Source organism: Sphingobacterium sp. UBA5789 (genome assembly GCF_002418355.1).
GTDB lineage: Bacteria > Bacteroidota > Bacteroidia > Sphingobacteriales > Sphingobacteriaceae > Sphingobacterium.
Window position 1 is genome coordinate 60,628 of the sequence record NZ_DIDX01000005.1, and the last position, 13,342, is coordinate 73,969.

Annotated in this window: 9 protein-coding genes; 6 read left to right on the forward strand and 3 right to left on the reverse strand. The window is 43.5% G+C overall.

The features are described from left to right. Positions 1-20: 20 nt before the first annotated feature. From B4B65_RS16120 to B4B65_RS16145, 6 genes are read left to right on the forward strand one after another with little or no spacing between them, the layout of a single operon-like run. Entirely contained in the window at positions 21-1,385 is a 1,365-nt protein-coding gene (locus B4B65_RS16120) for a RagB/SusD family nutrient uptake outer membrane protein (RefSeq protein WP_293916890.1), read from the forward strand. 11 nt (positions 1,386-1,396) lie between these two features. Beyond that, positions 1,397-2,728, forward strand: coding sequence for a beta-carotene 15,15'-monooxygenase (locus B4B65_RS16125; RefSeq protein WP_293916892.1), 1,332 nt, complete (start codon positions 1,397-1,399; stop codon positions 2,726-2,728). 5 nt (positions 2,729-2,733) lie between these two features. After that, positions 2,734-4,212: a hypothetical protein gene (locus B4B65_RS16130; RefSeq protein ID WP_293916895.1), complete on the forward strand. Its 1,479-nt coding sequence runs from the start codon at positions 2,734-2,736 to the stop codon at positions 4,210-4,212. Continuing rightward, positions 4,193-4,636: a rhodanese-like domain-containing protein gene (locus tag B4B65_RS16135; RefSeq protein ID WP_293916897.1), complete on the forward strand. Its 444-nt coding sequence runs from the start codon at positions 4,193-4,195 to the stop codon at positions 4,634-4,636. The genes B4B65_RS16130 and B4B65_RS16135 overlap by 20 nt, the downstream gene beginning before the upstream one ends. Further along, a complete protein-coding gene (locus B4B65_RS16140; protein WP_293916899.1) occupies positions 4,636-6,075 on the forward strand; it encodes an MBL fold metallo-hydrolase in 1,440 nt (479 codons plus the stop codon). Before B4B65_RS16135 ends, B4B65_RS16140 begins: the two co-directional genes overlap by 1 nt. An 8-nt stretch (positions 6,076-6,083) precedes the next feature. After that, the gene (locus tag B4B65_RS16145; protein ID WP_293916902.1) at positions 6,084-7,526 is read left to right on the forward strand and encodes a phytoene desaturase family protein; all 1,443 of its coding nucleotides are present in this window, start codon (positions 6,084-6,086) and stop codon (positions 7,524-7,526) included. 76 nt (positions 7,527-7,602) lie between these two features. Here the strand turns inward: B4B65_RS16145 and B4B65_RS16150 are convergent, their stop codons facing one another. The 3 genes from B4B65_RS16150 to B4B65_RS16160 are packed head-to-tail and all read right to left on the reverse strand — an operon-like array spanning position 7,603 to position 13,268. Then, entirely contained in the window at positions 7,603-8,556 is a 954-nt protein-coding gene (locus B4B65_RS16150) for a metallophosphoesterase family protein (protein WP_293916905.1), read from the reverse strand. 25 nt (positions 8,557-8,581) lie between these two features. Next, a complete protein-coding gene (locus B4B65_RS16155) occupies positions 8,582-10,072 on the reverse strand; it encodes a SusD/RagB family nutrient-binding outer membrane lipoprotein (RefSeq protein WP_293916907.1) in 1,491 nt (496 codons plus the stop codon). Between the two features lie 28 nt (positions 10,073-10,100). Continuing rightward, positions 10,101-13,268: a SusC/RagA family TonB-linked outer membrane protein gene (locus B4B65_RS16160; RefSeq protein WP_293916909.1), complete on the reverse strand. Its 3,168-nt coding sequence runs from the start codon at positions 13,266-13,268 to the stop codon at positions 10,101-10,103. Between the last annotated feature and the right edge of the window lie 74 nt (positions 13,269-13,342).

Sequence of the window (13,342 nt, forward strand, 5' to 3'; positions counted from 1 at the left end):
TGATCATAAATATTTTTAAAATGAAAACACAATATCAATATATAATATACCTGCTTCTGGGAACAACATTGTTATCCGGATTTAGTAGCTGCTCTGATTATTTTCTGAATGTTGATCCCACACAATCTATTTCCGGCAATGCTATTGTGGTAGATCAAAATACGGCCGAAACGGCTGTTTTGGGAGTTTACAGTGCCTTGCAATCGCGCCTGTATTATGGTGGTGACGGTTATGCAGCTATGGCCTATCTGTCCGGTGGTGATCATATCTGGGTAGGAACACTCAATTATTACAATGCTTTTCCGGTACACGAATACCGTCCGGATAATACCTTGATTAATAATGTATGGTACGATATCTATAAGGTCGTGAATGGTGCCAATAACGTGATTGAGAAAGTAGCTGCGCTGAGTAGTGAATCTATTACTGCCGATGCAAGAAATAAATTTACGGGAGAGGCGTATTTCCTGCGCGCATTAGCCTTCTTTGATCTGGCAAAAGCATGGGGTAATATCCCAGTCGTATTGCAGGCGACCAAATCTCCGTCTGATTTCAGCGGTGTGAAACAAAGTGATCAAAAAACGGTATATGCACAGGTATTAAAAGATCTGGATCAGGCAGAAACTCTTTTGCCTGCAACTGTAGACCGGAATCGTGTCACTAAGAACACTGTATATGCACTGAAAGCAAAGGTGTATCTGTATCAGGAAAATTGGGATAAGGCAATTGAGTATGCAACAAAAATAATTGATAATACGAATTATGAACTGGTGCCCTGGCAGACTATTCTGAGCGGACTTAATACAAAGGAATCGGTCTTTGAACTGGCTTTTTCAGCGGCTGATCAAAGTGCACATTTTGGCTCCTGGTCGAGTCTCAGTTACCGCAACCAGTATGGTCCCGGACCTCAGGTGTATCAGTTTTTACAGCAGGCAAATGTAGGAGGAGACCGTAAAGCATTGATTACAGATAATTCTACGGCTACCATACGCAATTATTTTATTCAGAAGCTATACTGGCGCTCCTCGGGAGATAATCCGACTTATATACTTCGATTAGCGGAACAATATCTGATACGGGCAGAAGCACGTGCAAAAAGTACAACGCCTAATCTGGAAGGTGCACTTTCAGATCTGAATGCTGTACGCCAGCGTGCGAATGTCAGTGTCAAAGTACTTTCAAACAAGGAGACTCTGCTGACTGATATTGAACAGGAGCGGAGAGCAGAGTTTGTACTCGAACCTCAGCGCTGGTTTGATCTGGTTCGGACAGGTCGTGCATCGACGGTATTAGGTGTTACGGATCAGCGGAAGTGGATATTTCCTATCCCATACAATGATGTGGAAGTCGATGCAGATCTTGTACAGAATCCCGGATATGAATAGTCGTTGTCAGGATGAGTAAATCACAACATCATTCATGGAGCAAAGGCCAGGTCTTTGCTCTGTTTGCAGCCTTTATATTTTTTGGCCTGTTGAGTATTCCCTTCAATCCGGTACTCTTTGCGGACATAAGCCGTAAGTTACTGAGCATTGAGAGTTTTTATCAACTCGCTACATATCATACTTCGTTCTTTTCGGAAGATCAGCATGTCGGACTTCAACTGGAAGGCTATCTTAACTGGATAATTGCGCTTGCGGTTGCTTTGGCAGGTGCGATATTCGTGCAGATTCTGTATAAACGGGAAGTAGCTTCAGATCGCTTGTATTATATATTAAGGGTCTTGTTACGGTTTCGGTTGGCCATAGCTTTATTGGCTACGGGTATTGTTAAGCTGTTTCCGGTTTTGCTGCCACTGCCTACTCTGAGTGATCTGCATACAGATTATGGTGACTTTTTGCCCTGGAAAATATATTTTCTGAGTACATCTGTCAGTTCTGCGGGATATGTACCTGCACTGGGTCTGGTGGAAATTGTTGCGGCAGTTTTGTTATTGTTTAGAAAAACGACCGCTATAGGTGCTGCAATAGCGCTTTGTCTGTTGCTTAATATTGTATTGGCAAATTATGCATACGGAATAGGGGAGCAAGTCTATAGCTCTTTTTTACTATTGTTGTCCTTTGCTATTTTATGGTACGATCTTCCCAGACTTTACACCCTGCTTTTTCAGGAAAAATATACAGTTGCAGATACTTTTGAACCCGTATACAGTGCCCGGGTTCAGAAGTATAGAAGCGGGTTGAAAATAGCTGTGCTTGTGTTTGCCCTAGTATTAACAGGAGGTATATACCGGATATGGTCTTATGAACGCTATCCTTATCCCGAAGAGACAGGACTGGCAGATGCTGCAGGCTATTATAATGTCAGTCATTTTGTTCTGAACGGAGATACAGTAGCCTATTCTTTAGATAATGATAAGCGATGGAGAAATGTGGTGTTTGAAAACTGGAATACGCTGAGTGTCCGCAACAATAATCCGGCAGTCATAGATAGTCTGCGTCCCAAAATTGTTTATCAGCCGGATAGTTTACGCAATTTTGAACACCTGGGTAACGGCGGACGTCATTTCTACCGATACGAAATCAGAGATGGAGGGCGTCGTATTGAATTACAGAATAGGATTGTGAAAGATGATCGATATGTCTTTCAGGTGGAGCGACACGGAAAGGATCAGCTCATTCTGTCCGGTGTGTCTGCTTCTCAGGATTCTCTCCGAATTACCTTGCAACGCACTCCAAAAGAATATTTACTCTATAAAGGTCGTCGTCATCCTATAAAAATCTATTAACAGCTATGACACAAAGCACTATTATCGAACCGGGATATGTGAAAACGTCCATAGACCGATGGGATTCGGGTAGAAATATTATCTTCCGATTCTTCTTTATATTTATTCTGCTCTTTATTATTCCTGTAAAATATGAATGGTATGCCCACTTGTTCAAAAGCAAATCTTTCTATGAGGTTCTGTCATCTGTAGCCGGATTTCGTCCGGGGCTGATCGAGATATCTGGAGAGAGCGGCAAATGGGGACTCCTCTCTTTTACTTCATGGGGACTTACGGCTTTGATTGCAATTGCTGGGGCTTACCTTTGGGCCTGGCTAACCCGTAAGTCTGCACCTTTTCCTGTTTCGAAAGGATACTACTGGCTGCGCGTGCTGGCCCGTTACCGTATTGCAATCGGAATTATAGCTTTTGGATATCTGAAATTATATCCGATGCAGATGCCCTTTCCTTCGGAAGCCAATCTGCATACTGCATTTGGCGATTATGCTCCATTCAAATTATACTGGCAGGCAGTAGGACTTTCGCTGTGGTATCAGATATTTCTGGGCTTTCTGGAGATTGGAGCCGGAGTATTAATGTTTTTCAGAAGAACGACTGCATTGGGTGCCATTATTAATGCCGGTGTGCTGTATAATATAGCACACGCAAATCTGGCCTATGATGGAGCTGTGCATCTGTACAGCGGATATTTTGTTGTTCTTTCGCTGTTTGTGTTGTTGCAATATATTCCGGGCATATGGCAGGTGTTTATCAAAAGGCAGGATTTTCAACCCCATTATTATACGCCTCAATGGGATACTGCCGGACGCAGGTTATTTTATACAGGAAGTAAGTATCTGTTTATTCTGTTGTTTCTTTTTTACTACGGATATAAGCGTTATGAAATGCATTACAATGAGGGCAAACTAAAGGAACCGATAGTGCCGGGACTGGCAGATGCTGCAGGATATTATCACATTTCAAGTTTTGATCTTAATGGAAAAATACTGCCCTATGATCCGTTGGATTCTGTACGCTGGCATGATGCTGTTTTCGAACGGTATTCTACTTTGGTCTATACGGTCAATAAGGCATATCCTATTAATCTGGATAACGGTACTCCTAAAGCTACAGATCTCTTTAAAGATTATGAATTTACCGGCAGGGCAGGAGGTAAGCGGTATCTCTATTATGAAATAGACAGTACGGCTAATTACTTGTATCTGGTAGACAAAAACCAAAAGTTCGCAAAGGAACTGGTGCGGGAACGCAGTGCTATACGTATGGATTTGAAAGCAAAATATCAGACCGCATGGAGGGACAGTCTGCATATTCTACGCTGGCAGTATGACAGATTACCGGACGGAGGTATCAGATTAGCAGGTAAGATTAATGATAAAGATTCTCTACGTGTGGTTTTGACCAGACAAAAGGAACAGCATCCCATAGGAAAAGGATGGTATACGCATAATAATGTTTACAGCTATGGACAATATGATAATTAGACGGATATATGCTGCCGGGTTATTCTTTCTCTGGCTGCTTATCCCATATTCAGTAGATGCGCAGCAAAATGGAAACCGGGATGCGGAACATTTTAAAGCGGCATTACTTGCCGACAGTGCAATTCAGCTTATTGATGTACGCACTCCTGCTGAATATAAAGAAGGCGCTATTGCGGGATCAATTTTGTTAAACTGGAAAGATAGTATTGCTTTTGAACAGGGGATACAAAAGCTGGAGAAAGACCGGCCTGTATACCTGTACTGCAGAAGCGGAAACAGAAGCCGTCAGGCTGCGGACCGGTTGATCAGTCTGGGATTTAAGGAAGTCATTAATCTCAGCGGAGGAATAAAGGAATGGGAACAAAAGGGATATCACCTGAAGAAGGATAAACCGGAAAGTACGAAAGGGAAAGGAGATCACTGATGCATAGAAGACGTTTTGTAAAAGCAGGCATTTTTGGAGTTGGGCTGTTCTGCGTCCCGGCAAGAAGTATAGCTGCGGGAATACGTAAAGCAAATAAGAACTACCATGTGCATCAGTTTACGGATGAAGGACTGGCTCAATTTTCTTATGCCGTATATGACGATACATCTATTTTGCTGATAGATCCTGCGAGAGATATACAACCTTATGTGGATTTTGCAGAAGCAAATAACCTGCATATCATTGCTGTTATAGAAACACATCCACATGCAGATTTCGTGAGTGGACATGCTGAGTTGCAGCGTCGCCTTCGGATTCCGGTATATGTAGGTGACGGATATAAGGCACAGTTTGCGCATAAGCCTTTGCGGGAAGGTGATCGTATCGCTTTAAACAGTCAGGTATATCTGCGTGTGCTGGAAACTCCCGGACATTCTCCTGAAAGTATCTCTTTGGTTCTGGTCGATCAAAAAAAAGATAGTGCGCTGTTCTTTGGCGACACGTTGCTTTTCGGAAATGTGGGGCGGCCGGATTTGCGGGATACAGACGGAGATCCGCACAGTGCCCGGGAGCAACTTGCACGCGATATGTATCATACGGTTCAAAACAAACTGATTCCTTTGGATGATCAGCTTGATCTGTATCCGGCACACGGAGCCGGATCGTTGTGCGCATCGGGCATCAGTGATGCTACATCCGGTACAATCGGTCATGAACGCCTCCACAATCCGGCTTTTAAAATTCGTGGCGAAGAAGAATTTGTCTCCTGGATATTGACAGATCTTGGGTTTGTTCCTGCATACTTTACATTTGATGTGCATCTCAATCTGAAGGGGGCTTCGAATCTGGAGGAACGTTTGTCAGCTATAAAAATACTGCCTGCTAATGCTGCACTTCCGGAGGATACACTGATTCTGGATACAAGGCCTCAGAAATATACGGCCTCATCTTATGTCAAAAATGCTATCCTGATACCGGGAGAAGGTAAGTTTGAAACCTGGCTGGGTACAGTTATACTGCCTGGTGAACAGTTTTATCTGCTGGCTGAAAATGAAGATCGTTTGCAGCAAAGACTCCGGCAGATCGCCAAGATCGGGTATGAGGGACAGGTTTCAGGGGCATTGCGGTATGACCGTCAGCAGGAAGGACCTCCGCCCATCGTGATAAACGATGTAACCGCACATCCGGAAAATTATTACATTATTGATGTCCGAAACGAAAATGAAGTCCGTAAAAACCGTATTTTTAAGCATGCGATCAATATCCCTTTGCCTGATTTGCGGAAGCGTATCGCTGAAATTCAAACGGATAAACCTATCGTAGTTCATTGTGCTTCCGGATACCGGTCGGCTATAGGTTCAAGTTTGCTGCGGAAGGCCTGGCAAAATACGGTTGTCTACGATTTTGGACCGGCTATTAAGAATACAAAACCTCAATAACTGTTGAAATGAAGAAAACCCAGTATGATGCTGTAATAGTAGGGGCAGGACCTAATGGTCTCGCAGCTGCCATTACGCTTCAGCAGCAAGGATTATCAGTATTATTGATAGAAGGTAAAGATACAGTAGGAGGTGGAATGCGCACACTGGAGCTAACATTGCCTGGATATGCGCATGATGTATGTTCTGCCATTCATCCTATGGCTTTGGGTTCTCCGTTTTTTGCGACTTTACCTTTGGCAGATTTCGGTCTGGAATTCATTCATGCTCCTTTAGCTGCAGCACATCCTTTTGATGATGGCAGTGCAGCCTTTTTATCCCGGTCACTGACCGATACAGCAGAAGCGCTGGGTAATGACGCTGAACGTTACCGTTCTCTGATTGAGCCTTTTGCCGATCATTGGGAAGCACTGGCCAGTGATAGTATGGGACCCTTGCGTTTTCCAAAGAATCCCTTGCTGATGGCCAAGTTCGGACGTTATGCATTACAACCAGCAGATCTTCTGGTCAGTAGATTTCAGAATCCCAAGACCAGAGCCTTGTGGGCCGGAATGGCAGCTCATGCCATCCAGCCTTTAAATAATTTGGCATCTTCTGCTGTTGGGTTAATGTTGTTAGCTGTCGGACACCGTAAAGGCTGGCCTATACCACGGGGAGGATCACAAGCTATAGCGGATGCACTGGCTGCCTGTTTTGTTGCGCTGGGTGGTGAAATCCAGACAGGTGTGTGGATAGAAGATCTGGATGATTTACCTCCTCATAAAGTGGCTCTTTTCGATGTCACTCCCCGTCAACTGGACAAGATAGCCGGAAACAGGCTGAAAAAATCATACAGCAATCAATTGAAAAAATACCGGTATGGAATGGGAGTATTCAAAATGGACTGGGCTCTGGATGGTCCTGTTCCTTTTCGGTCTGCAGATGCCAGATCTGCGGGTACCGTACATCTGGGGAATACATTTGAAGAAATCGCAGAAGGAGAATGGAAAACATCCAAAGGGCAACATGTCGAAACTCCATTTGTATTGCTTGCTCAGCAAAGCCGCTTTGATACAGGACGGGTGCCGGAAGGTAAGCAGGCGGTATGGGCTTACTGCCATGTGCCAAATGGTTCGACACAGGATATGAGCCGACAAATAGAGAATCAGATCGAACGCTTTGCTCCCGGATTCAAAGATCGGATATTAGCCAGAAATATCATGGATACGCAGGCTATGGAAACATATAATCCTAATTATATAGGAGGGGACATCAACGGAGGTATTATTGATATCCGCCAGCTGTATACCCGTCCAGTATTAAGTCTTTCTCCTTACCGAACGTCTTTAAAACAGGTCTATATCTGCTCCTCTTCTACGCCTCCCGGCGGAGGTGTACACGGGATGTGCGGTTATCATGCCGCCAGACTGGCGTTGCAGGATATTTTTGGTATCCGGATTCCCAGGCTGTAATCGCCTGAAGAATTTCATTTGAAAAAACAGAACAGCTGTATAAATCCTTCTGGAAATCAGCTGTTCTGTTTTTTGATTAATAATAAATAGTTTCGTAGTGGCTGCTTCCGTCTTCATACAGATCAAGAATGGAATATGCCGGAGCAAAATCGTCCAGTACACCATTCCACCAGTTGCCCGAAACTGCACCTCCACAATAGTAATTTACACCAAGATAGGAGACCTGATCTACATAATGTACGTGACCGCTTAATGCCACACGCACATTAGGATGTAGTTTCAGGATAGACTTTACATCTATTACATCTACATGCTGATCTCCTCCCGGAAAACCCATTTTGAGAACAGGTGTACGTTGTGCCGCATATAAGAGAGGTGTGACTGAAATGATCGGAACATGAGAGAATAATAATACCGGTGTCTTTTCCGGGGTCCGGGCTAGTTCTTCTTTAAGCCAATCCAATTGTTCCTGACCAAAAGTATACCCTCCCTTTTCCGGATTATAATGTATGCTGTCCAGTGCGATAAATTTCCAGCCTTTCTGTTCAAAAGAATAATACGGTTGCGGTAATCCTAATTTAGTCATTGCCCATTTTTTACCATACAACGGGTCTTTTGAAGACTGTTCATATGCTGCATGATCCTTTGGTAAATACCAGACATCGTGGTTACCCAGACAACTTTTTACATTGAAAGAATGTGTAGCTGCAACCTGATCCCAGGCTTTCCATAATATGTCTATCCGTTCTTTGGTCTGGTTATTCATGTCCATAAGGCTATCTCCTGTGTTGATAATAAAATCAGGTTTATCCTTCATGGACTGCAGCTGAGCAAAAACACCCGAAACAGCTTTATTAACTTCCGGTTTATCGAGTATATGAATATCCGTCAGGTGAGCAATACGTAAGGAGCGTTTAATGTTCCGCGTCTGCTTATCATGAGCATAGGCGGTCAGATTTGAAAATGCGAGAACGGAGGATGCAGAAAGAATACCTGCTCCTTTTAAAAACTTTCTTCTTGGAATGTCCATTTTTTTGTCTTTTAAAAGCTATTTATTATTTGATGATCCACATGATATCATTCTGTGTATCTGATCCTTTGAACTGTCGTTGTAATGATTCTTTGAGATTTGCTTCGTTTGTGCTGTATTCTGTGGTCGGGTAGGCCCAGCGTTTTGGGATTTCATTATTGTTTGCATTCGCAGGTCCTACACTGAATACCGGGATTCCTGTACGTCGCTGTTCGAAATAGGCTTGTTTTCCTGAATTCTCAAAGAAGGCAACGTATTTTTGTGTGAGGATCTGATCAAGTCCCGTAGTTGTATTTCCGGCATAGGGATATGCTTTTAAGAATGCTTCTGTTTTGTCGGAAGTAACCCCGTAAAAGGACATGGATGTGCGGATACCGGCTTGAAAATGTGCTGCGGCATCGCCCGTAGCCCAGCCTCTGTTGATCCCTTCTGCTAATGCAAAGTGCACTTCAGATGCGCCTAATTGTACCGACGGAATACCCGAAGGCGAACTTAACCAGTAATCAAAATTTATCATCGAAAGTTTGCCGTCACCTGCCTGCCGGAGAAGCGTACTCTGCAGATCACCGGTCGATCCACCCTGATATACGCTGAAAGGATTTGCCGGATCTGCAGTGATGCCTGAGGCCGGAAGCGCCTGAATCATCAGTCTCGGATCTTTAGAATTCCGGAGAATATTGACATATGTCGCACCTAACGTATTCCGGATATCACGTTTTATAATAATACCATCTGCCGGCCATAGCGGATACGGATTGATACTGTTATAAAGCAACTGAAAATTATCTTCGTTTGTCAGGATCAACGGATATTTGGAAGGATTATTCAACAGTTCCGCAAAACGCTCTTTTACACGCAATGCAGGAGCATCATTAGCACGTTTACTGAGACTTACCAATACACGCAACTTGAAAGAATTTACCGTTTTTTGCCATTTATTCAGATTGCCGTTAAAGAAAAAATCGCCTTCCAGACTGTTTCCAGCTGAAGTACTGTTTGCCAGTTCTGTATTGGCTTCGTCCAGCCATGTCAGGATTTGGGCAAAGATTTCTTCCTGTGTATTATACTTCGGAGAGAAATTGTTGTTGCTTTCTCCCTGCATAGCCTCACTCATGGGGATTTCTCCAAACATAGATGTCGCACGGTAATAAAAGTATGCCTTGAAGAATTTGGCCATAGTCAGATATATTCCTCCCCGGTCCCCGTTCTGTACAGCTTCCTTTTCCATACGATAGACATCACGAAGGATATTGTAGTGATTGTCATACGAGCCTGTTGTCCATCCATAGGTTTGGCCGGTGTAGTAAGCTTCGTTTTGGGTCATGTACTGATTGTGACGATGGTCTTCACTCCAGGGAGCATCATGAGCCCGCATCAGGATAGAAGTCATAATAAGTTTTGGAGCAGGTGTGTATACTGCTGCCGGATCTTTCTGCAAATCCTCAAATTTCTGACAGGAATTAAGTGATATGCATCCCATAAGAAGGAGAAATGTATATATGCTGTATGTTTTCATAACAAAAATCTTTTAATCTTTTATTCAGTTAAAATGTAGCATTGATGTTCAAACCAAAACTTTTGACAGAAGGTGTCTGATAATCCGAGCTTGCACTTGTGAATTGATCCAGATCCATGTTCTTTGTGCCCTTACCTGTAAAATAAAGCAGGTTACGTCCTACAAGAGATACAGAGGCCGAACGGAAAAATTTACTTCTTTGGAGGAAGGATGCCGGCAGGTTGTAACTCAGCACGACCTCACGTAATTTGACAAAGGTTCTGTCCTTCGCTGCCACAGGTCCCGACTGGTAGTAGTTCGTTGCCCAGCTCTGCCACAATACCGGGATGTCATTAGGTGCAAATATGCGGCTGTCCGAAATCACGTTACCATCCTGATCGGTACTCAACTGGCCACTGACTATCTTTTGTCCGTTGGTCATGACGCTGCCTTTGTAGCTATCCACATCTCTGTTTTGCCAGTCTTTATAGCGGTATTCGTTTGCAGACTCCGGATGTGTGCCCGATCCCCATTGTTTTGCATCCTGTACGTTATTTATCAGTCCTCCGAATCGTCCGTCTACCAGAAAACTTAGTCCAAAGGTTTTGTATCGGAAGCTGTTGTTGAGACTGAGCGCAAAGTTGTTGTCGCTGTAACCGATTTTACTCTGGTAGGGGTTGTAAGCCGGCAGACCATTGGTGCCGACAATCAGATTTCCCTGATTGTCTTTCTGAAAATCACGAACATAATAGCTGTCCCAGCGTTCTCCAACACGTATGTTGCCATAGCGGGTCTGTACACCATCTATATTATGTAGCCAGGCATGATTGGTCGATGCATTCAGGATGAGATCCCAGGAAAAATGTTCCTTTTTGACAGGTGTTCCGTTGATACTTACTTCCAGTCCTTTGCGAAGCAGGGTCAGACCATTGGTCTGACGGGCACGGACACCGCTGCTGATGGAAGTAGAAAGTTCAATAATACGCGGACCTTCCAGATTGCGGAATACAGCAGCATCCAGGCCAAGGCGGCCATTGAAAAAGCGGGCTTCCAGACCTAATTCAAATGTACGTACACGCTCTGCAACCAAATCAGGATTGGGAAGAACATCCGTATAGGTAACTCCTGTGTATGAATTAGCCCATCGTCCGTAGTTGCTGTAAAAGGGGAGTAGTTTATAGATATTATATTGATCAGTTTCATTGACAAAATCACTCGCCACATCAGCATAAGCACCTCTCACTTTCAAAGATGAAATAACAGCAGGAAAATCAACCATTTCTGATACTATAGCACTCAGGGATGCGGACGGATAAAAATAAGTATTGTTTTTAAGCGGCATAGTCGAAGATTTATCTACTCGCCCCGTCAGACTCAGATACAACATATTTCTGTAATCAATATCAGCAAATCCATATACACTGGCTACCTGTCTGGAGGCTCTGTCATTTTTTGCGATGGTAGGCATGACCGAGTTGTTCAGATCGTATACACCCGGTACAGTCAGACCTCTGTCTGTTCTTGCAAATAAGGATTTTACACCTACGGTACGCAGATTTCCGAATAAAGAGGCATTGAATCCTATATCTTCATGGAAGCGATCCTGATATTTTAGAGACACCTCCGTATTATTTTCCCAAAAGGTATCATATGTCTCGTGATATCCGCCAACGCGGCTACCTCCGATATCATACCCGTATAAGTTTGCTGAAATAGGAATTTTGATGGTTCGGTTGCGGTTCCATGTGCTGACACTTGTACGCGCACCGGCAGACAATTTATTGCTCAGTTTGTAGTTCATGGTCAGATGTCCGTATATGTCGTCTTTATCGTAGGTACGCAGATTTTCATAAGCTGTCATCCATGGATTATCATAGATTGTATATTCCCGGTTGTACTGTTGTACCTGTTCTTTACCTGGCTGCCAGTAGTTTTTAAGATCATTGATGTCGTAATCGGCGCCTCCCCAAAGTGTCAGGATATAGATAGGATTATGCGGGCCATAACTTAAATTTGGATAGTTTGGAGAGTACTGTTTGTTATAGTTGATACTGGCATCAAAACGTATTTTTTCACCAGCATTTATCCCTCCGGATACGCTGACATTTGTTCCGCCCAGTTTGGTATTTGGCGTGGTTCCTTTCTGATACATTTGAGAAATGGAAATCCGGATATCTCCATTTTCCCCTTTGGTAGAAAGGGCAAGATTATTTGTACTTAAAATACCGTTTTCGAGAAAATTTGTCAGGTTGTTTTTTCCTCTGGCTGTCCATGGAAGGGGAATCAGTTCACCCGTTGCAGGATCTACCGGACTATTATACTGTGTGATAGGCTGTCCTTCAAAGCGCGGACCCCAGATATTGTAATCATTATCATTTACACCACCTCCGCGACCATCTTTAAAAGCGTATTCGTAATTACTTCCCGGACCGTATTCTGTCTGAATTTTTGGAATAGCGTTATATCCAGTCTGTACCTGTGTACTGGAATTAAATTCCACCTGAAAACCTTTGTCATTTGATTTCGCTCTTTTGGTGGTAATGACAATTGCTCCGTTCTGACCTCTGCTGCCATAGAGTGCGGCTGCATTTGCGCCTTTTAGTACAGAATAGGACTCAATATCGTCGGGACTCAGATTCCAGGAGTCTGTATTTACAGGCATACCATCTACTACAATAAGTACATTACTCCGGCCACGAAGTGTGATGCCCGGATCTCCAAATAGATTGGTGCTGGCTGTGATAGTCAATCCTGATACCCGGCCTGCAAGATTTGCGATAGCATTAGGTTCGCGGGCTTTGACCATATCCTGGCCTTTGACTTCCTGTACAGAATAACCGATAGCCTGCTTTTCCTTTTTTATTCCCAAAGCAGTCACGACTACTTCCCCCAGAGATTCCTGATTAGCAGATAGATTTACCAGAAGGTCTTCCTGGGATGAAGCTTCGACTTTTGTGCTTTGATACCCGATAAAAGCTATCTGAAGCGTATCTTTTCCAGTGGTTGGAATACTGAAACTCCCATTTGAACCGGATGATGTTATCCTGCCGTTACTGAGGTTGCGAATGCTTGCTCCTTCTATTGCTTCCTGTGTCCGGGAGTCTACAATTTTCCCTTTTGTTACTTTTGTCTGCCCGAAACTTTTTATAGAAATTATACACATGACACAAAGGAGCCAGAGTGATTTCTTTAAAGCGGAATTAGGTCTGAATTTCATAATACTTCGTTTAGTATGATTAAATATATCGACAGCAATATTAAACTTTGTATATTAATACTAAACAAATTTCA

Coding starts and splice junctions, on each gene's coding strand:
- B4B65_RS16140 (WP_293916899.1), top strand. CDS start 4,636: ATGCATAGAAGACGTTTTGTAAAAGCAGGCATTTTTGGAGTTGGGCTG.
- B4B65_RS16120 (WP_293916890.1), top strand. CDS start 21: ATGAAAACACAATATCAATATATAATATACCTGCTTCTGGGAACAACA.
- B4B65_RS16155 (WP_293916907.1), bottom strand. CDS start 10,072: ATGAAAACATACAGCATATATACATTTCTCCTTCTTATGGGATGCATA.
- B4B65_RS16130 (WP_293916895.1), top strand. CDS start 2,734: ATGACACAAAGCACTATTATCGAACCGGGATATGTGAAAACGTCCATA.
- B4B65_RS16125 (WP_293916892.1), top strand. CDS start 1,397: ATGAGTAAATCACAACATCATTCATGGAGCAAAGGCCAGGTCTTTGCT.
- B4B65_RS16135 (WP_293916897.1), top strand. CDS start 4,193: ATGGACAATATGATAATTAGACGGATATATGCTGCCGGGTTATTCTTT.
- B4B65_RS16160 (WP_293916909.1), bottom strand. CDS start 13,268: ATGAAATTCAGACCTAATTCCGCTTTAAAGAAATCACTCTGGCTCCTT.
- B4B65_RS16150 (WP_293916905.1), bottom strand. CDS start 8,556: ATGGACATTCCAAGAAGAAAGTTTTTAAAAGGAGCAGGTATTCTTTCT.
- B4B65_RS16145 (WP_293916902.1), top strand. CDS start 6,084: ATGAAGAAAACCCAGTATGATGCTGTAATAGTAGGGGCAGGACCTAAT.